The organism is Candidatus Dormiibacterota bacterium (assembly GCA_036495095.1).
In the GTDB taxonomy this organism is placed as follows: Bacteria; Chloroflexota; Dormibacteria; order Aeolococcales; family Aeolococcaceae; genus CF-96.
On sequence record DASXNK010000100.1, the window covers coordinates 1 to 20,268 of the forward strand.

Annotated in this window: 18 protein-coding genes; 4 read left to right on the forward strand and 14 right to left on the reverse strand. The window is 71.4% G+C overall.

Annotated elements, in window-relative coordinates; translation table 11 throughout:
* The 9 genes from VGL20_10360 to VGL20_10400 form a co-directional block, all read right to left on the reverse strand.
* The coding region (locus VGL20_10360; GenBank protein ID HEY2704083.1) for a prepilin-type N-terminal cleavage/methylation domain-containing protein at nucleotides 1–172 on the reverse strand (172 nt) is incomplete at its 3' end.
* Between the two features lie 92 nt (nucleotides 173–264).
* On the reverse strand, nucleotides 265–615 hold the full coding sequence (locus VGL20_10365; GenBank protein ID HEY2704084.1) for a prepilin-type N-terminal cleavage/methylation domain-containing protein: 351 nt from the start codon (nucleotides 613–615) through the stop codon (nucleotides 265–267).
* Nucleotides 616–690: 75 nt separating this feature from the next.
* Nucleotides 691–3,057, reverse strand: coding sequence for an Ig domain-containing protein (locus VGL20_10370; GenBank protein ID HEY2704085.1), 2,367 nt, complete (start codon nucleotides 3,055–3,057; stop codon nucleotides 691–693).
* On the reverse strand, nucleotides 3,057–3,755 hold the full coding sequence (locus VGL20_10375) for a type II secretion system protein (protein HEY2704086.1): 699 nt from the start codon (nucleotides 3,753–3,755) through the stop codon (nucleotides 3,057–3,059). The genes VGL20_10370 and VGL20_10375 overlap by 1 nt, the downstream gene beginning before the upstream one ends.
* Complete coding sequence (locus VGL20_10380) at nucleotides 3,752–4,234, reverse strand: type II secretion system protein (GenBank protein HEY2704087.1); 483 nt, start codon at nucleotides 4,232–4,234, stop codon at nucleotides 3,752–3,754. The genes VGL20_10375 and VGL20_10380 overlap by 4 nt, the downstream gene beginning before the upstream one ends.
* Nucleotides 4,231–5,436 (reverse strand): type II secretion system F family protein, encoded by a 1,206-nt coding sequence (locus tag VGL20_10385; GenBank protein HEY2704088.1) that lies wholly within the window; start codon nucleotides 5,434–5,436, stop codon nucleotides 4,231–4,233. Before VGL20_10385 ends, VGL20_10380 begins: the two co-directional genes overlap by 4 nt.
* A 9-nt stretch (nucleotides 5,437–5,445) precedes the next feature.
* Nucleotides 5,446–7,158: a GspE/PulE family protein gene (locus VGL20_10390; protein ID HEY2704089.1), complete on the reverse strand. Its 1,713-nt coding sequence runs from the start codon at nucleotides 7,156–7,158 to the stop codon at nucleotides 5,446–5,448.
* A 138-nt stretch (nucleotides 7,159–7,296) separates the two neighbouring features.
* The gene (locus tag VGL20_10395; GenBank protein ID HEY2704090.1) at nucleotides 7,297–10,362 is read right to left on the reverse strand and encodes a GAF domain-containing protein; all 3,066 of its coding nucleotides are present in this window, start codon (nucleotides 10,360–10,362) and stop codon (nucleotides 7,297–7,299) included.
* Nucleotides 10,363–10,382: 20 nt separating this feature from the next.
* Entirely contained in the window at nucleotides 10,383–11,150 is a 768-nt protein-coding gene (locus tag VGL20_10400; protein HEY2704091.1) for a response regulator transcription factor, read from the reverse strand.
* Nucleotides 11,151–11,574: 424 nt separating this feature from the next.
* Here VGL20_10400 and VGL20_10405 point away from each other — a divergent pair, with 424 nt between their 5' ends.
* Nucleotides 11,575–12,570, forward strand: a complete 996-nt coding sequence (locus VGL20_10405) for a hypothetical protein (GenBank protein ID HEY2704092.1) — start codon at nucleotides 11,575–11,577, stop codon at nucleotides 12,568–12,570.
* Between the two features lie 89 nt (nucleotides 12,571–12,659).
* On the opposite strand, the gene VGL20_10410 is transcribed toward VGL20_10405, so the two are convergent.
* Complete coding sequence (locus VGL20_10410; protein HEY2704093.1) at nucleotides 12,660–15,092, reverse strand: DEAD/DEAH box helicase; 2,433 nt, start codon at nucleotides 15,090–15,092, stop codon at nucleotides 12,660–12,662.
* Nucleotides 15,089–15,388, reverse strand: a complete 300-nt coding sequence (locus VGL20_10415; GenBank protein ID HEY2704094.1) for a DUF503 domain-containing protein — start codon at nucleotides 15,386–15,388, stop codon at nucleotides 15,089–15,091. The genes VGL20_10410 and VGL20_10415 overlap by 4 nt, the downstream gene beginning before the upstream one ends.
* A gap of 85 nt (nucleotides 15,389–15,473) precedes the next feature.
* Between VGL20_10415 and VGL20_10420 the strand changes: the two genes are divergently transcribed.
* Nucleotides 15,474–17,339 carry a long-chain fatty acid--CoA ligase gene (locus VGL20_10420; GenBank protein ID HEY2704095.1) on the forward strand — a complete coding sequence of 622 codons (1,866 nt, stop codon included), beginning with the start codon at nucleotides 15,474–15,476 and terminating at the stop codon, nucleotides 17,337–17,339.
* Between the two features lie 9 nt (nucleotides 17,340–17,348).
* Complete coding sequence (locus VGL20_10425; GenBank protein HEY2704096.1) at nucleotides 17,349–17,780, forward strand: response regulator; 432 nt, start codon at nucleotides 17,349–17,351, stop codon at nucleotides 17,778–17,780.
* Here the strand turns inward: VGL20_10425 and VGL20_10430 are convergent.
* From VGL20_10430 to VGL20_10440, 3 genes are all read right to left on the reverse strand, one after another.
* On the reverse strand, nucleotides 17,777–17,971 hold the full coding sequence (locus tag VGL20_10430) for a hypothetical protein (GenBank protein ID HEY2704097.1): 195 nt from the start codon (nucleotides 17,969–17,971) through the stop codon (nucleotides 17,777–17,779). The genes VGL20_10425 and VGL20_10430 overlap by 4 nt on opposite strands.
* 124 nt (nucleotides 17,972–18,095) lie before the next feature.
* The gene (locus VGL20_10435) at nucleotides 18,096–18,380 is read right to left on the reverse strand and encodes a hypothetical protein (GenBank protein HEY2704098.1); all 285 of its coding nucleotides are present in this window, start codon (nucleotides 18,378–18,380) and stop codon (nucleotides 18,096–18,098) included.
* Complete coding sequence (locus tag VGL20_10440; protein ID HEY2704099.1) at nucleotides 18,380–19,171, reverse strand: AAA family ATPase; 792 nt, start codon at nucleotides 19,169–19,171, stop codon at nucleotides 18,380–18,382. Before VGL20_10440 ends, VGL20_10435 begins: the two co-directional genes overlap by 1 nt.
* Nucleotides 19,172–19,352: 181 nt before the next feature.
* Here VGL20_10440 and VGL20_10445 point away from each other — a divergent pair, with 181 nt between their 5' ends.
* Complete coding sequence (locus VGL20_10445) at nucleotides 19,353–20,216, forward strand: tetratricopeptide repeat protein (protein ID HEY2704100.1); 864 nt, start codon at nucleotides 19,353–19,355, stop codon at nucleotides 20,214–20,216.
* Nucleotides 20,217–20,268 lie beyond the last annotated feature (52 nt).

Here is a 20,268-nt window from a genome sequence, read left to right on the forward strand (position 1 = left end):
CGTCGGTCGAACAGGCGGCCGCGCTGCCGCTGTTCTTGACGCCGGTGACGTTGAAGATCACCACTGCCGCGAGCACGGCGAGGACGGCGATCACGACGAGCAGCTCGATGAGGGTGAAGCCGCGCTGGCCGCTGCGGCGGCTGCGCATCACCTGGTTGATTCTCTTGTCCATGATGTGATTCCCCTTGTCGTCATTGAATGTGGATCTGGTTGAAGAATGCCGAGAGGGGGCCGCACTCACGCATCCGGCCCCAGGTCGAGTGTTCAGCTGCCGGTGACGGTGTTGCCCGCGCCGAGGACGAAGCCGTTGGCGCACGAGGTCGGGATCGTGTGCAGGTATCTGGGGACCAGGACCGTGTTCCACCCGGTGCCGGCCAGGTCGGCTGCGGTGATCGCGGAGCCGTCGTTGATGGCGGCGTCGACGGCCGTCTGCACCGACTTCACGTCGGTCGCGCAGGCCGAGGCGCCGCCGCTGTTCTTCACGCCGGTGACATTGAAGATGACCACCGCCGCCAGGACCGCAAGCACGGCGATGACGACGAGCAGCTCGATGAGGGTGAAGCCGCGCTGTCCGGCGCGGCGCGCCCGCGTGGCCTGGTTGAGTCTCTTGTTCATGCTGCGAAGTTCTCCGGTGGTGAGGTGTTCGATGGGGTCGGGCTGAGCTCAGGGCACAGGGAGGGCGTCACGCGGTCATGTGTTCACCATGGAACCGGAGGCCGTGGCGGTCCCTCCGTCGGGGTTGGTCACGGTGAGATCGCTGGTGCCCTTGGAGTTCGTGACCGCCTGCACCGGGACGGTGATCCGCGTCGGGCCGGCCACCACGATGGGTCCGGTGATCGTGAAATGACCGCCACTGAAGGTCACGGTCGCTCCGGGCTGGAAGCCCGTTCCCGTGATGGTCAGACTGCCGCTGTTCCCGTGCTGCAACGTGAACTGCGACCCGGCGCTCGGGGCAGCCACCGCAGGCGTGGAGGTGGCGGCCACGGTGATGCTCAGCGAGGCGCTCCCGGTGACGCCGTTCTGGTCGGTGACAGTGACCGTGAAGGTCTGGGACGTCGCTCCGGCGCCGACGCTGCCCGAGATCACTCCCGTGCTCGCGGCCAGGCTGAGGCTGCTCGGGAGCGCACCGCTGGTGAGGCTCCAGCTGACGGGGGCGGTCCCCCCGCCCGCTGTGAGGGTGGCCGTGTAGCCGGACTGCCCCCGGGTGGCTCCGGGCAGGCTGGTGGTCGTCACCGACGGCGCCACGTTGACCGTGATGGAGAGGGACCTGCTGCCCGACACGCCGTTCTGATCTGCGGCCGCCACGGTGAACGTCTGGGTGGTGGCGCCGCTGCTCAGGTTGCCGGTGATGGCGCCCGTGCTCTGAGCCAGGCTGAGGCCGGAGGGCAGCGAGCCGCTCGTGATGCTCCAGGTGACACCGCCCGTCCCCCCGGTCGAGGCGAGAACCTGCAGGTATCCGAACTGCCCCCTGGTGGCGGCCGCGAGCACGGACGTGCCCACCGACGGTGCGGCATTCACGGTGATGGTCAGGGACCTCGTGGCCGACGCGGCCCTGCTGTCGGTGGCCGCCACCGTGAAGGTCGTCGTGGTGGCACCGGCGGCCACGGATCCGGAGATCACCCCGGTGCCGGCGTTCAGGGTCAGGCCGGCCGGCAGCGTGCCGCTCGGGATGCTCCAGGTGATCGCGCCGGTCCCGCCGGAGGCGGTGAGGGTCTGGGCGTAGCCGCTCTGGCCCGCGGTGGCGCTGGGCAGGCTGCTGGTGGTCACCGCCAGGGATGGGCCGGCAGCGCCTGCGCTCCCGTAGTTGAAGGCGGTGATGCCCGACCCGCCCCCGCAGGCCAGGGCGAACAGGGCGTGCCCGGTCGACACCGTCGCTCCGGTCGTGCCGGTGACGTCGTCCTCGGAGAGCCAGCAGTCGCTCACGCTCGAGGTCGTCCCCACCAGGCTGAGACCCGTCCCCACCCTGCCGCTCACCTGGATGTCGAGCGAGGCGGCGATCAGGCGGCCGCTGATCGAGACCGCTCCGTTTCCGCCCATGGAGAGGGAGGCGGAGGCCGCATAGACCGTGCCGGAGAGGGAGGCGCCGTTCCCCTGGGCGGAGATGTTCGACGCATTGTTGCGGTCGGCATAGATCACGAATCCGGCGTAGGGCCCCGACGGCTGCGGGGAGACGCTGAAGGAGCCGTTGCCCGCCATCGACATCCCGGCGCCGACCTGGCCCGGGGTGCACGGCGTCGGGTAGCCCGAGCAGGCCAGGTAGATGAGGACGCCGCCCCCGGGCTCGGAGACGACCCCGCCATTCCCGGCCGTGCTGATGCCGCCGGTCACGACATAGACCCCGCTCTTCAGCGTGAGGACGGTGCTGGTGGCCGAGAGCGAGCCGTACACTCCGGGGGTCAGCGTGCTACCGCTCGGGGTCTGCACGGTGCAGCCCGTCGCCCATGTGGAGCAGGGTGGCGGTGGCAGGGTCTTCTGGAGAGGGTCGCTCACGCCGGCGACCACGGTGGGGTTGGGCGTGCAGCTGCCGCCGCAGCCCGAGGTGTCGGCCATCCCGATGAAGGGCGTGGACGGTGGTGTTCCTGGGATCGGCGTCGACTGGAGAGTCGCCTGGGTCAGGCTCACACCTGTGTTGACCGCCACGATCCCCTGGACGATCACGTCACCCTTGTGTGAGGTCAGGTCGGTCACGGTCGCACCCAGCAGGCAGAGCGTGCAGCTCGCGGCGAGCCCCGCCGGTGTCGACGTCGACGAGCCGGCCTGGCAGGTCTTCGTCGTGTAGCCGACAACATCGCCGCCCTGCATTGTCAGCGAGCCGGTGCTGCCGACCGTGCACGACGAGTCGCCCCGGTTCGCGTCGGCGAGACCGTACAGGGCGCCGCCCTCGGCGAGCGAGTCCGACTGTGCGGTCACCTCGGAGTGCTGCTTCTGCGACTGCGTCCGGCTGGCGTAGTTGAGAACCGCCAGGGTGACGCCGGCGAACAGGGCGATGAAGGCGAGGGCGAGCGGCAGGACCTGACCTCGTTCGTGGCCTCGGCGAGCCGGCGATCGCTTCGACATCAGCACTGCGCTCCCGCGGGCACCAGCGCGGCGGTTGCCGGGCTGTTCGGGTCTGCTGCCAGCGGCCGCAGCGAGAGGGTCACGCTCGGGTTGTTCACCGTCAGGTTGCCGACCACCACCGCCTTGACGACGAGGTTCGTCCACCCGGTCGGCGGGGTCCTGGTCACGGTGATTCCGACCGGGTTCGTGGTCTGGCGGACCGTCTGCACACTGGAGGCCGTGCCCGACACGACCCGCCACTCGGTGCGACTGATGACGACCGGGCTGCTCGCGCTGGCCTTCATGTAGACGGCGACGCGGCACGACGCACCGGCGGGATCGGACAGCCACGGCCAGGCGATGCAGATCAGTGTCGTCGCGGCGGAGCAGGCACCCGACGCCCCGCTGATGCTGGTGTTCGCGAAACCGACCGAGCAGGTGCCGGTCGCGGTGCCAGAGCCCACCCTGATGCAGGAGGCTCGGGATACATCACGCGAGAGCACCTGCTCGACAACCATGCCGTCCTGGGCGGCCGCGAGCCGGTCCTGGGCGCCCCCGGGTCGAATGATCTTCGACGCGACGGCGAAGCTGCCCGCGACTGCACCCATGAGGAGCGTGACGATGCCCATGGTCACCACCATCTCGATGAGGGTGAAACCATGCTGTCCTCGCCGTGCCGGCCGCAGGGCGGCGGCCCGGCTCCCGGCCGGGGTCCTCATGCGGCTCCCTTCCAGACGACGCGTGTGAGCGACCGAGAGGCCGACGACACCTTGAGGGTGATCTCCTGGACTCCCCAGTCCGCACCAGCCGCGCGACCGGTGACGGCGGCGCACGTCTGCCACGCCGAGACCGCGGCGCCGTTTCGCGTCGCCGAGCTTCCCACCGCGACGGTCACGATGCTCCAGGTGTCGGGCGAGAAGCTGAGCCCGGTGATCTTGGGCGTGTAGTCCTTCTGCGTGCCGTTCTCGACGGCGCAGAACACGTAGGGGAGAGCGTCGCGGGAACGCACCTGGTCGCTGAGCTGCCGCATCTCGCTCTCGAGGCGCGACTGGTCGGCCGAGACCGACGCGCCCCTCGCCATCGCGCTGAAGCCGTACATGATGCCGACGACGCCGACCGAGATCACCGCCATGGCGACGAGCGTCTCGATGAGGGTCATCCCCGCCTGCCCGCGACGCCGGCGCTGTGCGGTTCTCACTTGTATCCACCCGCGAGCGAGTAGATGGTCGTGACCATCGTGATCGCGACGAAGCCGACCATGCCTCCGACGAAGAGGATGAGAACCGGCTCGATCACCGAGGTCATCTTCTTGATGCGGTAGTCGAGGTCCTCGCCGGCCATGGCCGCGGTCTCGCGAAGGTGCTTGTCGAGGCTGCCGGTCTCCTCGCCGACGCGGACCATCTGGGTGACGATCGGCGGGAACAGCCTGGTCGCCTGGAGCGGCTGGTAGATGCCCTGGCCCGTCCCCATCGCCGCCATCACCGTTCGCAGGGCCTGGCGATAGACCCGGTTCGAGGTGGTCTCGATCACCACGGCGAAGGTCTCGCCGATCGGCACGCCGGCGGAGAGGAGGTCGCCGAGGGTGCGGGAGAAGCGCTCGACGACCGCTGCGCGGACCATCGGCGCGACCACCGGGAGCCTGAGCAGCACCCGGTCGCGGACGACGCGGCCGCGCTCGCTGCGCTGCCAGGCGCCAAGGGCGACGAAGCCGACGAGGACGCCGGCGAGCAGGAGGATCGCATCCTTCTTCACGAAGTCCGAGAGCCCGAGGAGGATGTTCACGATGCCCGGCAGCTTGACCCCGAGCGATGCGTAGAGGTCCTTGAACTGGGGCAGCACGAAGGCGATGATGCCGATGGTCAGCACCACCGCCAGGCAGCAGATGATCGACGGATAGATCATTGCCGCCCGGATCTTCTGCCGCGCCGACGCCTCGCGCTCGATCGAGTGGGACGCCTGGCGCAGCACCCCCTCGAGGTCGCCGCTCGACTCGGCGGCCTGGACCATGTCGGCGATGATCACGGGGAAGACCTGGGGATGCGCCCGCACCGCGTCGCTGAGCCGTGCGCCGCGCTGGATGTCGGCGATCATGGCGAGGCAGGCCGCCTTGAGCTGCTTGTCCGAAGTCTGCTCGGCGATGGTCGACAGGCCGGTGGTCACCGGGACGCCGACGCTCACGAAGGTGGCGAGCTGCCGGCAGAAGATGGTGACCTCCTGCGCCTTCACCTTGCGCTCGAGCTTCAGCAGGTCACGCCACGCGCCGCCCTTCGCCGAGATCGAGGTGATGTGCAGGGCGCGCGCGTCGAGGGCGGCGCGAACGTCCTCCTGCTTCGCCGCCTGCATGAGGCCCTCGACCGACTCACCGGCGGAGGTGAGTGCCTGCCAACGATAGAGCTGCACCTGCGTCTCCTAGATCATGTACACGGCGCGCATCGCCTCGGCGAGGGTCGAGCGACCCTGCTCGGCGATGTCGCAGCCGGCGTGTCGTAGGGTGGTCATGCCGCGTTCGACCGCCGCGCGGCGAAGCGCCGTCTGCGACGAGCGGTCGACGATGAGCTGGCGGTAGTCCTCGTCGATCTGGAGGCATTCGAAGACGCCGGTGCGGCCGTAGAAGCCGCTGTTCGCGCAGCGCGGGCAGCCGCGCCCCGCCATCGGCGTGAACCGTGGGAGCTTCCCGGTCACCGAACGGTAGAACTCGACCTCCTCGGGGCCCGGCACCTGCTCCTCCGCGCAGCGCTCGCACACGGTGCGCACCAGGCGCTGGGCGACGACGCCGATCAGCGCCGAGGCGACGAGGAACGACTCGATCCCCATGTCGATGAATCGGTGGATGGCGCCCGCGGTGTCCGATGCGTGGAGCGAGCAGAGCACGAGGTGGCCGGTGAGGGCTGCCTGGATGGCGATGCCCGCCGTCTCCGAGTCGCGGACCTCGCCGATGAGGATGACGTCGGGGTCCTGGCGGAGGATGGCGCGCAGGCCGTTGGCGAAGGTCACGCCGGCGAGCCGGTTGATGCGGATCTGGTTGACGTCGTCGAAGTGATACTCGACCGGGTCCTCGATGGTGGTGATGTTCAGCACCCCGCGGTCGAGCTCGTTGAGCAGCGAGTACAGGGTGGTCGTCTTGCCGGCTCCCGTCGGCCCGCTGACCACGATCAGGCCGTACGGCGAGGCGACGAGCCGGCGCAGGCCGCCCTCGACCTCCGGTTTCAGCCCGAGGGACGGGAGCGAGACCAGCGAGCGCGTCTTGTCCAGCAGGCGCATCACGATCTTCTCGCCCCAGATCGTCTCCATCGTCGCCACCCGGATGTCGATCTCCCTCCCGTCGATGAGGGTGGCGATCTGGCCGTCCTGGGCGCGATGGCGGTCGACGATGTCCATCGCCGCCATCACCTTGATGCGCGAGGCGACGGACCCGGCGAGCTCGCGGGGAAGGTCGCGGACGTCGAGGAGCGAGCCGTCGACGCGGAAGCGGACGCGCAGCCGGTGTTGCTGCGGCTCGATGTGGATGTCGGAGGCCCGGTCACGCACGCCCTGGGCGAGGATCAGGTCGACGAGCTGCACCACCGGGGCGTCGAGCTCGGTCGCGGTCGCGGCGGAGGGCGCCATCTCGACACGATCGCCGACGGCGCGCGCCGCCGCGCTGTCGATCCGGTCGATGACGCCGTAATGGCGGTCGATCCCGTTCTGCAGGCCGGTACGGTCGGTGAGGAGCAACTCGATGACGAGACCGCTCGCGGTCCGCAGCGCTTCGCTCAGCGCCGGGTCGTCGGGGGTGAGGGTGGCGACGCGAAGCCGGCCGTCGCCGTCGAGCGACACCGGCAGGACGCGCAGCCGTCGCGCCACCACGCCGTCGAGGCAGAGCAGCGCCTCGTCGCTGGGCAGCTCGGTGTCGAGGTCGACGGTGGGGCGGCCCCACTGGAGGCCCAGGGCCGCGACCAGGGCAGGCTCGTCGACGCCACGCTCGACGAGCAGCTCGCCGAGAGGGCGTCGGTCGCGCTTCTGGCGGCGCAGCGCGTCATTGAGGATCTCGGTGCGGAGGGCGCCGCGCTCGATGAGGAGCTCGCCGATACGACGGCCGTCAGCCCGATTCTCATCGATGCGATTGCGCTTCAGGTCCACCACGTCCAGCACTCTCCTCGGGGCAGCGGCGCGGCATCACGGGCAGGGTCCCGCGGCCGCCGGCCGTCACCCAGAGGCTAGATGCGGCGCGACGCCGCGCCATCACCCGTCTGAGCCGTCCCGCCACCCCAAAACGGGGTGCTACGCCTCCAGCAGGGCGCGCAGGCGGCGCAGCAGCTCGCGCGGGCGCAGCGGCTTCAGGATGAAGTCGTCGCACTCGGCGGTGGCACGCTCCTCGGTGTCGCCGATGCGGTCGGCGGAGAAGGTGACGACGCGCACCATCCGGCCGGCGGCGAGCTCGCGCAGCCGCGGCACGATGTCGAGCCCGTTCCCGTCGGGGAGCTGCGCGTCGAGCAGCACCACCTCGTGCGCGCCCTCGGCGAAGGCGCGCACCGCCTCGGCGCAGGTGGCGACGGCGTCGACGTGGTAGCCGGCCAGCTCGAGCACCGTGGTCGTCGACTCGCGGCTCGCCTCGTCGTCCTCGACGAGCAGCAGCGAGCGGCCGCGCCCGTCGTCGGTGACGACGGCGCGGTGCTCCTCCAGCGCCTCGGTCAGCTCCGGCCCCAGGTGGGGGTTGCGCGCGAGGCGCACGGTCAGGCCGAAACGGCTGCCCACGCCCGGCCAGGACGACACCGTGAGCCGTCCTCCGTGCAGCTCGACGATCGCCCGCGCGATCGCCAGCCCCAGGCCCGTCCCCGGTGCGGAGCTCCCCTCGATCCGCTCGAAGGGCTCGAAGATGCGCTCGTGGTCCGCTTCCTCGATCCCCGTGCCGGTGTCGCACACGGCGATGGTCAGGTCGTGCTCGCCGCTCTCGAGCTCGATCCAGGCGCGTCCCCCCGCGGGGGTGAACTTCACCGCGTTGGTGAGCAGGTTGAGGATCACCTGGCGGAGTCGCACCGGGTCGGCGAGCAGCCGTGGCTCCCCCTCGCCGTCGGGGATGTCGAGGGCGACGCCGGCGTCGACGGCGAGGGGTTCGATCGTGGATCGGGCGTCGCGGAGCAGGGGAGCCAGGTCGACGGGCTGGAGGCGCACCTCGAGGCGCCGGGCCTGGATGCGCGAGAGGTCGAGGAGGTTGTCGACGAGCGCCATCAGGTTGTGGGCGACGACGCCGATGCGCCCGGCGACGTCGAGCGCGGCGGTGGTGCCGACCACCCCGAGGGTGGCGTCGGCGAGCAGGTCGGCGGACATCAGGATTCCGCTCAACGAGCTGCGCAGCTCGTGCGACAGGGTGCCGAGGAAGCGCCAGTTCACCGCTTCGTTCTCGCGCAACCGCCGGGACACGACGGCGAGCTGATCGATGAGGTCGTCGGCGCCGCGGCCGTCCTCGTGGGTGAGGCTGCGCTCGACCGCGGCCGCGACCTGGACCGCGCTCGCCTCGTCCGCCTCGTCGAATTCGCCACCGAGGTGGTTGGCGCAGAGCAGCAGTCCGTGCGGCGCTTCCTGCACCGACAGCGGCACGGCGACGAGCGAGCGCATCGCCGGGTGGCCGGGGGGGAAGCCGGCGTGCGCCGGGTGGCGGCGGAGGTCGGCGAGGCGGATGGGGCGCCCCGCGAGCATCAGCGCGCGCAGGAGTCCGCGTGCGGAGGGGAGAGGGCCGATCCGCGCCGCGGCCGCGGGGGTCAGCCCGGCATGGACGAACCGGGTGAGCGACCCGGTGGCCGGCTCGACGAGCAGGAGCGCGGCGTACTCCGCGTCGGTGACGGAGCGGGCGAGGTCCACCGCCGCCTGGAGGACGTCCGCGGGACGCACCTGCTGGAGCAGCGCGATGTTGGCGGCGGCGAGCCGGCGCACGTGGGCCCGGGCCCCCTGCAGCGCGTTGCCCGCGCGGGCGTGCACGACGAGACCTGCCGAGACCGCGGCGAAGTCGATGGCGAGCGCTTCGTCGAGGTCGTCGAAGGGCTCGCCGCCGGCCCGGTCGAGGGCGACCAGGTGGCCGATCGTCCCCTCCCGCGAGGTCCGCAGCGGAACCCCGAGAAGGGCGCGGCGCCCGGCGAAGAGCTCCGGACCGGTGTGCGCCGGGTGGCTCCGGATGTCGGAGATCCGCATCGGCCGGTCCTCGACGGCGAGGGCGCCGAGCAGCCCGGGCAGCGCGCCGCCGAGCGAGCCGATCACCGCGTCCTCGGCCGCAGTGAGGCCGGAGCCGACGAGGGTGGCGAACGGCCGCGCACCGGCGCCCGATAGGCTGACGACCGCGGCGTCGCAGCCGAGGAGGTCGCGCGCCGCGGTGGCGATGGCGGCGAGCAGAGTCGCCTCGTTGCCGGCATCGCGGACCGCCTCGAGGGCCGCCTGGCGCCGCTCCAGCCGGGGGCCGATGCCAGCGGCGGTCGCGAAGCGCTCGTCCGCCGGTTCGATGAGGAGCACGTGAGCGACCGCTCCGCTCCCGGCGACAGGCCAGGCTCGGATCCCGGCGGGCATCGCCCCCCGCACGGTGGCGATCATCACCCCGGCGACGACCGGGTCACCGCTGCGGAGCGCGGCGCGCAGCCGCGAGCCCAGGTCCCCGCGGGGCGGGCCCAGCGAGTCCACCTCCCAGCCTGCGAGCGAGGCCTGCTCCACGCCGACCAGCTCGCTGAGGGCGGCGTTCGCGTCGACGATGCGCAGGCCGGTGTCGAGGGTCGCCATGGGTACGGGCCCGTCGAACACCGCGCGCACCCGCCGCTCGCGCTCCCGCTCGCGGCGCTGGGCCCGCGCCGACGCGAGCGCCTCGCCGGCGTGGGCGCTCAGCTCCAGCAGGCGCAGGCGCGTGCCGAGATCGGTCACCGCCGCCGCGTCGTCGGTGAAGAGCTCGAGGATCCCCGCCATCTCGCCCCCGGCGAGGATGGGAACGACCGCACCCGCGACGAGCCCGGCGAGCGCCGCGGTGCGCCGTCGCAGGAAGGAGGGGTCGGCGGCGACCTCCTCGACCCACACGGGCGCGCGCTCGCGATGGACCCGGCCGAGCACCCCCTGCCCGGCCGCCTCGGCCTCGCTCACCGCGCGGAAGGGCTCGAATCGCGCCGGGTCGGCGAGGTACCACCCGGGGCTCGGCAGCAGCGCGCCGGCGGTGTCGACGGTGAGGGCGTGACCCACCGGCCAGCCGAGACGCCGGGCGATGACCTCCGCAACGGCGGCGAGCGCCGCGCCCTCGTCGTCCTCGTGGCCCGCGATGGCGGCGAGCACCGCGGCGACGTCGCCTCCCTCGGGGACGGGCAGGGACTCGGACCGCATACCGCCTCCCGACGTCGCCGTCAGCTCGCGAGCAGCTCGGGGAGCAGGCCTCGCCGGATGGCGGTGACCACCGCCTCGAGCTGGCTGTGGCATTCGAGCTTGGAGAGGATGCTCTTCACATGCCCGCGCGCGGTGTGGATGCTCACGCCGAGCTGCTGTGCGATCGCCTGCGGGTCCATCCCCCGGCCGAGCGCGCGGAGCACCTCCATCTCGCGGTCGGTGAGATCGGTCTCAGGCGGCCTGGCCGGGGCCGGCTGCGCGCGCCGTCCGACCCGGTCGAGGACTGCGCTGAGCGTGGCCCCGTCGACGACCATCCCGCCACCCCGCGCTGTCCTCAGCGCCGAGAGCACCTCGGCGATCCCGCTCTCCTTGGGGAGGAAGCCGCAGACGCCGGCGCTCGCCGCGCGGGCGAGCACGGCGACGTCGGTGTGGCCGGTGAGGATGACGACGCGGAGCTCGGGACGGGCAGCGCGGAGCTCGGTGGCGACGTCGATCCCGTCGCCGTCGGGAAGCTGGACGTCGATGAGGAGGATGTCGGGCTGCTGATCCGCCGCCAGCCGCGCCGCGTCGGCGGCGGTCGCCGCCGTCCCCACGCATTCGAGGTCGGGCTGGGCTCCGATGGCGAGGGCGAGCGATTCGGCCAGGGCGCGGTGGTCGTCGACGACGAGCACGCGCCCCGGCCGCTCACCGGCGCGCCGCCCGAAGGGGAGCGCGGGATCCCAGGCCGCCCCCTCCCGCCGCTCGCCGCCGGTCTGCGTGCTCGCCCCCTGGGGGGTGACGTCCCTCACCGTTGCCTCCCGATACCCGAGGCCGCTCAGGATAGTGGATGCCCCTGGCGGGGGGCCGTCACCAAGTTGTGACCTCGGTCCTCGGATCCCGGCCCCAGGGTCCTGATCGCGCGCCGCCGGTGGTGACAACGGTCCGTATGGTGCACAGACTCCACCCATGTGGGCCGCGCTGCGACCCGAACGAGGTGCGTTCGGAAGGGCCGGCCGTGGCACCGAGGGTCAGGCGTGTGCCAGGAACTGTTCACGAGATTCCCCTGCTGCAGGACGTGAGATCGCAAGCTTCACGGGCCTTCACTTTTGTTGTGCGGTGGTGAGCGAGACTCCGTCATGTCGCCCCCGATATCAGGCCGATGCTCATTCATGCAAGCCGGGCGACATCCCAATTTCCGGCAGAGTTCATAACCCACATGGAAAGTGAGAACACATGAATCTCGGTAAGCTCCTCGGCGGCTTCGCGGGCGCCGCCACTCTGGTCGTCGGTGGAGGCGGTGTGATCGCCGCCCACGCAACCACCGCCAATCCCTTCCTGTTCAACGGCTCGTACTACGAGTGCGTGAATGTCAACAGTGGTGCGACCGACTTCATGCCCTTCCACGTGGGGCCACCGGCCTCCGCTCCGGTGCAGGCTGACTGCCATCAGGAGGAGGTGCTGATCACCTTCGTTGCACAGGGTGCACCGGGGGTTGCCGGCCCGCAGGGTCCCGCCGGTTCCCAGGGCGCCACGGGTGCCACGGGCGCCACGGGCGCCACCGGCGGCACCGGTTCCCAGGGTCCTGCTGGTCCCAAGGGCGACACCGGTTCCCAGGGCGCCACGGGCGCCACGGGCGCCGCCGGCACGAACGGTACCAACGGCAAGGACGGCGCTCCGGGTCCGATGGGCCTTCCCGGTATCCCGGGCGTGCAGGGTGTCCCCGGCATCCCCGGAGTTCCTGGCGCTGATGGCAAGAAGGGCGATCCCGGCCTGAACGGCAAGGATGGCAACACCATTCTCAATGGTGAGGGCCCTCCCGGCTCCCAGGGCAACACCGGCGACTTCTACCTCGACACCGAGGCGGACTGCCTCTACGGCCCCAAGGTCGAGGGCGAGTGGGGCGATTGCGTCTCGCTGCTCGGCGCCCAGGGCCCGAAGGGCGCCACCGGCGCGGTCGGTGCCACCGGCGCGGTCGGGGCCACCGGTGCCCAGGGTCTTCCGGGCACGAACGGTACCAACGGCAAGGACGGTGTGACCACCTCCGTTGTCACCACCACCAGCTCGACCACCGCTGCTGCCACTGAGCACGCCCTGTCCAACGGCGTTGGCAGCGCCCCGAATACGGGCGCTGACGTCCCGTTCGTCGCGGGCGGTGTGCTCGGTGGCCTGGGGCTGCTCCTGGTCGGCGGCTTCACCGCTCTGCGGCGTCGTCGCACCGACAACAGCTGAATCCTCGGTTCTCGGAGAGCGAGGGTGGGCAACCACCCTCGCTCCCGTACCACACACCCCTCAGGCTTCCACCGGGCCGCCGCGGCGAGCTAGACCCGCCGGATCAGGTCACGCTCCATGCGGTCGCGGGTGGCCGCGATCAGGCCGTGCACCCTGCGGTTGCGGGTCACCTGCTCGACCTGGCGGAGCATCGAGTAGAGGTTCTTCACCGCCTTGATCACATCGCCGACGTCGGCGCCGGCGGGCGGTTCTATCTCGGACAGCGGCACCCCCTCGGTCCACCGGTAGGCGGCGGTGACGTAGTCGAGCGAGAGCGGGCGCAGCGTCTCCATGTGGTGCTTCTGCTCGAGCACGGCGAGGTGGTGGAGGGCGCTGCGCAGGGTGCGCCAGCCCTGCTCGACCCGCGGGGTGGGGAAGTGGCGGCGCACCGGGCCGTGATCGCGGCCGCGGTCCTCGGCGACGAGCATCACCAGGGTGGCGGCGAGCTCCGGGGGCTCGAGGTCGTCGAACCACGAGCCCTCGATCGCCTGGGCGACGACCAGGGCGCTCTCGCCGTAGAGGGAGGCTGCCAGCGCTCCCAGGGGGGTGGGCCGGTCGTTCTCGAGGAAGCCCGCCTCGTGGAGGACCCCGCGGAAGGCGTGGAACTCGATGCGGTAGCGCTCGCGGGCCTGGCGCAGCTCCTCCTCGCCGCCGTCGAGGGTCTCGCGCACCGACCGGATCTCGAAGTGGTTGGCGCGGTGGTCGGCGAGGAACGGGCAGCTGCCACAGGGGCTGCCCCGGTGCCGCGACTGCAGGTCCTTGAGCTGCCGGCGCATCTGCTCTGTGCGCTGTCCGGGGTCGGCGGTGCGGGTGCCGTAGCGGCCGCGGCGGCTGTCCCGCCATCCCTCCCGCTTGGCCCGGCGGAGCTTCGCCTGGAGCTCCTCCAGCTCCTTCTCCTCGCGGAGGAACTGCACCAGGGTGCGCTCGGTGCAGCGCACCCGCGGGTGGCGGTAGACCCGGGCGCTGAGGTCGGCGAGGCGCTCCGTGAGGTTGTGCTCGCGGTGCACCCAGTGCTCGGTGCGCTGGAGGTTCTGGAACTGCCCGAACGACCGCTCCAGCAGGGTTTCCGCCTCCTCGACGGTGCGGGTGCGCAGCAGGTTGAGGGTCATCGTGTAGGTGGGGGCGAACTTGGAGACCACCGACATCTCGTCGCCCATCGCCGCGTCGTAGATGTCGTGGACGTCGACGTCACTCTCCTTGAGGATGACGCCGTGCCCCATGGTGTCGATGCCGCGCCTGCCGGCGCGGCCCATCAGCTGGGTGAGCTCGGAGCTGCGCAGCGCGTGGAAGCCGGTGCCGTCGAACTTCGTGAACGACGAGAGCACGCAGGCGCGCGCCGGCATGTTGAGGCCGAGTGACAGCGTCTCGGTGGCGAAGACCACCTTCACCAGGCCGGTGAGGAACAGCTGCTCGACCGTCTCCTTGGCGTAGGGGAGCATGCCGGCGTGGTGCATCGCCACCCCCCGGGTGAGCAGCGGCTCGGATGCGGCGTCGCGGAAGACGCGGCGCTCGTCGTCGTCCTCGATCGCGGTGAGCCGCTCCTCGTAGAGGGCGGCGATGCGTCGCTTCTCGTCCGCGGTGGTCAGGTCCACGCCGTGGATCTCGCAGCGCGCCAGCGCCTCGCGGCAGCCGCGGCGCGAGAAGATGAAATAGATGGCAGGAAGCATCCCCGCAACCCGCAGCGCCTCGAGGATGTGGAGCAGGTCGTTGTCGGGAGCCCGGCGCACGTAGCGCATCCGCTCGGTGTGGATGGTCTCGTTCTGAGCCAGGTCGATGGTGCGGCGGTGGGCGTGGCCGCGCTCGTCGAAGAGCGTGTGCAGCTCGTTGTGGATCGCCAGCCACAGCTTCAGCTCGACCGGGCGCTCGGTGCGCACCACCGTGGCCACCGGGCCGCGGAGCCCGGTCATCCAGGCCGCCACCTCGTCGACGTTGCTGATCGTCGCGGAGAGCCCGATGAAGCGGATGTGCCGGGGCGCCTGGACGATCACCTCCTCCCACACCGTGCCCCGGGGGTAGTCGTCGATGTAGTGCACCTCGTCGAGCACCACGTCCCCGACCAGGTCGAGCCGGTGGGGCTCGTCGTAGATGACGTTGCGGAGGATCTCCGTGGTCATCACCACCACCGGCGCGCCGTCGTTGACGGTGTGCTCACCGGTGACCAGCCCCACGTTGGCCTCGCCGTAGCGGCGGCGCAGGTCGTGGAACTTCTGGTTGGAGAGCGCCTTCAGCGGGGTGGTGTAGATGACCTGCGACGGCGTCCCGCGGGGATGACGCATCGCCGCGGGAGCGGCGAGCGCGCGCCACACCGCGTACTCGGCGACGATCGTCTTGCCGCTGCTGGTGGGGGCGCTCACCAGCACTCCCCGGTGCGACTCCAGCTTGTGGAGCGCCTCCACCTGGAACTCGTCGAGGACGAACGGGAGGGTGGCGGCGAAGGCCTCGACGAGCCGGTCGGTGGCGGCCGTCTCGGCCGGGACGGTCATGCGTGGATGAGCTCGAACCGCGACCGGGTGACCTGTGCCTCCCCCTCGTTCTCGAGGTGGCGGAGCACCTTCTGGCACATCTCGTCGGCGTGCCGGGAGTCGCCGCTGACGCAGGCGATGCCGATGGTGGCGAGCTGCCAGGTGTCCTGGTCACCCACCTCGGCGACGGCGATGTTGAAGGTCCGCCGCAGCCGGGCGACCATCGACTGCACCACCTGCCGCTTCTCTTTCAGCGAATGGCTCTCGGGGACGTGGACGGTGACGGTGAGCGAGCCGATGACCATGCTGTGGCTCAAGCTAGCAGACCGGTCGCTTTGGGCGCTGAGTGACCCCCCGGTGACGGCGGCGGGGAAATCGCGGAGCGGTCGTATGCTCTGCCGCATGACCACTCGTGCTCCCGCCTCGCCGGCTCGCGCGGCCGAGCCCCCGGCCGCGACCAGCACCCTGGTCGAGCAGTTCCGGCGGCAGCTGAGCGAGCGTCCCGACCGTCCCTCCCTCCTCCTGCGCGCCGGCGGCCGCTGGGCCCCGATCAGCTGGCGCCAGTTCGGCGAGGCGGCGCGGCGGCTGAGCGCCTGGCTGGTGGAGGAGGGGGTCGGCGAGCACGGGCACGTGGCGATCTGGTCGTCCAACCGGCCGGAGTGGCACATCGCCGACATGGCGGTGCTCTGTGCCCGCTGCAGGCCGGTGCCGGTGTATCTCACCGTGAGCGCCGACCAGGCCGCGTTCGTCCTCGGCCACTCCGGCGCCGAGGTCGCGGTGGTGGAGAGCCCGGCAACCCTGGAGCGGCTGCTGTCGGTGCGTGACCGCCTTCCCGCGCTGCGCCGGATCGTGGTCCTCGACGCCGCCGAGCCGGTCTCCGCGGACGGCCTGGTGATCTCCTGGGAGGAGGCGCTGAACCGGGGCCAGGCGGTGCTGGACGCCCGTTCCTCCGAGCTGGAGCGGCGGGCCGCCTCGGTCGAGAGCGAGGACGTCGCCACCCTCATCTACACCAGCGGCACCACCGGGCCGCCCAAGGCGGTGATGCTCACCCACGCCAACGTCATCGCCGGGGTGCGGGCGGTGATGTCGCTCCAGCCCGCCTACGACGACGACCGCATCCTCTCCTATCTGCCCCTCGCCCACATCGCCGAGCGCCTCGCCAGCGAGTTCCGCTCCTACGTCATCGGCAACCCCACCTGGTTCACCAGCATCGAGCGGCTCGGCGAGGACCTCCGGGAGGTGCGCCCGTCGGTGTTCTTCGGGGTGCCCCGGGTGTGGGAGAAGATGGCCGCCCGCATTCTCGGCGAGGTGGAGCGCCAGCCATCCGGCCGCCGGCTGCTGGGACGCTGGGCGATCGCCACCGGCGAGCGCGTCGCCGACCTGCGCCAGGCGGGCCGGCCGGTGCCCGCCCGGCTCGGCGCCCGGCACGCCCTCGCCGACCGGCTGGTGCTGTCGAAGGTGCGGGCCGCCCTCGGCTTCGACCGGGCCCGGGTGCTGGCCAGCGGTGCGGCGCCGATCGCCCCGGAGGTGCTGCGCTTCTTCCTCGCCCTCGGGCTGGAGATCTGCGAGGTCTACGGCCTCAGCGAGACCACCGGCGCCACCACCTTCAACCGGCCCGGGCATGCGCGCTTCGGCACCGTCGGGCCGGCGCTCCCCGGGATCGAGGTGCGCCTCGCCGGCGACGGCGAGATCCTGGTGCGCGGCGCCACCGTGTTCGCCGGCTACCACCGCGATCCCGCCGCCACCGCCGAGGTGATGCTCGACGGCTGGTTCGCCACCGGCGACGTCGGCGAGCTCGACGCCGAGGGCAACCTGCGGATCACCGACCGGAAGAAGGACCTCATCATCACCGCCGGCGGCAAGAACATCTCGCCGAGCAACATCGAGACGGCGCTGAAGAACCACGCGCTGATCGCCAACGCCGTGGTGATCGGCGACCGCCGCCCCTACCTCAGCGCTCTGATCACCGTCGACCCCGTCGAGGCGGCCGCCCGCGACCTCTCCGCGGCCGCGGTCCGCGACGCGGTGGCGGCCCACGTCGAGGCGGTGAACGCGGGGCTGGCCAACGTCGAGCGGGTGCGCCGCTGGACCCTGCTGGATCACGACTTCAGCGTCGGCGACGAGCTGACCCCGACCATGAAGGTGCGCCGGAAGGTGGTCGCCGAGCGCTATGCGGCGGAGATCGAGGCGAACTACCGCGACACGGCGCCGTCTCAATCCGGCGACGCCTTCTCCGGAGCGGGCTCGGCCCGCCGATCCCGGGAGTAGCATCGCTGCGTGTCCCCCCGTCCCCCCCGGGTCCTCGTCATCGAGGACGACGCCGCGCTGCGCAAGGTGCTGGAGCTCCGTCTGGGCCTCGAAGGCTTCGAGGTCGCCGTCGCCTGTGACGGCCAGGCGGGTCTCGACCGCATCGAGGATTTCCGTCCGGACGCGGTCATCTCCGACCTGATGATGCCGCGCCTCGACGGCTACGGGTTCTGCCGCGCCGCCCGCGCCCGCCCCGGCCTCGAGCAGCTCCCCATCGTGCTGCTCACCGCCCACCAGCGCGACGGGGACATCGACGACCTGCTCGAGCTCGGCGGCATCGTCTACATGGTCAAGCCCTTCGACGCCCGCACCCTCGCGGGCACGCTCCGCCGGCTCACCGAGACGGCTCTCCGCGGGGCCTCCAGCCTCGGCGCACTGACCTCGGACCCCTGCTCGAGCTAGTCCTCGAGCATCGCCTCGACGAGGGTCCGCGCGGTCCGGGTCGGCGACCACCGCGCCACCGCGGCCCGGGCGGCGTCGGCCCGGTCCGGCTCGGCGAACTGCGCCGCCAGGTCGGCGACCTCGTGGAGGTCGTTGGTCAGCGACTCGAGGAGAGTCGCGTGGAGCACGCCGGCGTTGTCGACGCTGATCATCGGAATCCATCCCCTCGCTGCTGACGGGTCGGGGCCGTCGGAGAGGAGAACGGACGATTGATGGGTTTCTTGCGATCGCTTCGATCGTTGCCCTCGCCCGGGCGTCACCCGGGCAGCCCGCCCCCTACAGCGCGGCCAGCAGCTTCTGGCGCAATTCCTCGAGCTGCTCGCGCTCGGCGATCGAGGGGCGGTGGGGCGTCGGCGGGGGGAACTTGAGGCGGTGGAGGGCGTCGGCGAGCTGCGCGATCTCGTCCTCGGTGAGGCGGAGCAGCAGGCCCTCGGCGCGGGCCGGAGCAGGCCCCTCGGTGGGGGTGGCGGCGGCGGCGGCGACCCCCGGACCCGACCCCTGCGTCGGCCGGAAGAGCTCGTCCGAGCCACGCAGGTGGGCACGGCGGAAGCTGCTGGCCATCACTTTCCTCCCTCTCCCTCACCGGCGTCCCCGTTGAGGACGGCGGCGGCCAGGGCGCGATAGGCCTTCGCGCCCGGGGACGCGTTGGCGTACTGGAGGATCGACTGGCCCTCCAGCGGGCATTCGGCGAAGCGGATGCTGGCGTCGACGCGCACCTCGAACACCTGGTCCCCGTAGTGCTCCTTCACGAGGTCGAGCACCTCCTGGCTGTGCAGGGTGCGGCTCTTGAAGATGGTGGGGAGGATCCCGGCGATGCGCAGCTGAGGGTTGAGCTTGTGGCGCACCCGGTCGATGGTCCGCTGCAGCTGCTGCATCCCCTTCATCCCGAAGTACTCGCACTGGAGGGGGATGATCACCTCGGTCGCCACCACCAGCGCGTTGACGCTGAGCAGGCCCAGCGACGGCGGGCAGTCGATCACCACGAAGTCGTACTCGTGGAGATGGGGGGCGAGCTTCTCCTCGAGCACCCGCTCCCGCCCCAGCTCGTTGACCAGGGCGAGCTCGGCGCCGCTCAGCTCGATGTTGGCGGGGAGGAAGTCGACCCCGATCTTCTCCGAGTGCATCCGGATGTCGGTGAGGTCGACGTGGGGATTGGTGAGCAGGTCGTAGACGGTGAGCTCGACCTCGTCGGGGTACCGGCAGCCCATGTTGATGGTCAGGTGACCCTGCGGATCGAGGTCGATGCAGAGGACCCGCCTGCCGGTCTCGGCCAGCGCGCCGCCGAGGTTGACCGCGGTGGTCGTCTTGCCGACGCCGCCCTTCTGGTTGGCGATGGCGAGGACCCGGGTCATCCTTTCTCGTCCCTCAGGTCCCGACCGAACAGATGCGCTCCACCAGGGCGTTATCATACCGAAGCCGCGGCGGCCCGAAGGGCGGATGCACAGCTGGGCTCCGTATTTGTAGGCTGTCCCGGGCGGATGCGCGCCGGGCGCGCATTCCTCTCACCGAATGGGCGGAGCACGGGGAGCATCGTTGGCTGAGGTCGAGCGGGTCAAGCCACGTGCCATGTACGTCGAGGAGGCGATCCAGTACGCGCTGGAGAGCCGCTGGAGCGAGGCGCTTGCGGTCAACCGCGCCCTCCTCGAGCGCCACGGCGAGGAGGAGGAGACCTTCAACCGCCTGGGCAAGGCGCTCACCGAGCTGGGTCAGCCGGAGGAGGCGCTCGAGGCGTATCAGCAGTCGCTGCGCATCAATCCTCTGAACATCATCGCCCAGAAGAACGTCCGCAAGCTCTCGGCGCTGCTCCAGGCTCCGACCCGGCCCGAGGGGATGGCGGCGGCCATCGACGTCGACCTCTTCACCGAGGAGCCGGGCAAGAGCGGCATCACCGTGCTGACCCCCCCCGCCGGCGGCGTCGACGTGGCCGTGGCCCCGGGTGACGTGGTCGAACTCCACGTCGAGCACGGGCAGCTGCGGGCGCGTACGGTGCGCGGCATCGACCTCGGCGACGTCGACACCAAGCTGGCGCGGCGGCTGGTCCCGCTGATGATCACCGGCAACCGCTACGCGGCGGCGGTGGCCCGGGTCGACGATCGGAAGATCGAGGTGATGATCCGCGAGACCTACCAGGCGCCGGAGAACGCCCGGAAGTCCTCCTTCCCGATCGCTCGCGGCGCCCGCCGCGAGGAGTTCCGCCCCTACGCCAAGGAGTCGCTGCTGGCCTCGCGCGGCATCGACGACGAGTCGGGGGAGGAGGAGGAGAACCTCCCCGGCAGCGACGACACCGCAGAGGAGCTCGACGGGATGCAGACCGTCGAGGGCGACGTCGAGGAGTCCGGCGGCTTCGAGCTGGAGGACGACGCCGACGAGGACGTCCGTCCCGAGGACGAGTACTGATCCCTGGCGCCGAGGGCGGATTGACAGACGGGCCTCTCGCGGCTGATCGGTA

Excerpts from the sequence above, each read along its gene's own strand:
- VGL20_10395 (HEY2704090.1), bottom strand. The coding sequence starts at position 10,362 with ATGCGGTCCGAGTCCCTGCCCGTCCCCGAGGGAGGCGACGTCGCCGCG.
- VGL20_10435 (HEY2704098.1), bottom strand. The coding sequence starts at position 18,380 with ATGGCCAGCAGCTTCCGCCGTGCCCACCTGCGTGGCTCGGACGAGCTC.
- VGL20_10410 (HEY2704093.1), bottom strand. The coding sequence starts at position 15,092 with ATGACCGTCCCGGCCGAGACGGCCGCCACCGACCGGCTCGTCGAGGCC.
- VGL20_10430 (HEY2704097.1), bottom strand. The coding sequence starts at position 17,971 with ATGATCAGCGTCGACAACGCCGGCGTGCTCCACGCGACTCTCCTCGAG.
- VGL20_10365 (HEY2704084.1), bottom strand. The coding sequence starts at position 615 with ATGAACAAGAGACTCAACCAGGCCACGCGGGCGCGCCGCGCCGGACAG.
- VGL20_10370 (HEY2704085.1), bottom strand. The coding sequence starts at position 3,057 with ATGTCGAAGCGATCGCCGGCTCGCCGAGGCCACGAACGAGGTCAGGTC.
- VGL20_10420 (HEY2704095.1), top strand. The coding sequence starts at position 15,474 with ATGACCACTCGTGCTCCCGCCTCGCCGGCTCGCGCGGCCGAGCCCCCG.
- VGL20_10375 (HEY2704086.1), bottom strand. The coding sequence starts at position 3,755 with ATGAGGACCCCGGCCGGGAGCCGGGCCGCCGCCCTGCGGCCGGCACGG.
- VGL20_10405 (HEY2704092.1), top strand. The coding sequence starts at position 11,575 with ATGAATCTCGGTAAGCTCCTCGGCGGCTTCGCGGGCGCCGCCACTCTG.
- VGL20_10440 (HEY2704099.1), bottom strand. The coding sequence starts at position 19,171 with ATGACCCGGGTCCTCGCCATCGCCAACCAGAAGGGCGGCGTCGGCAAG.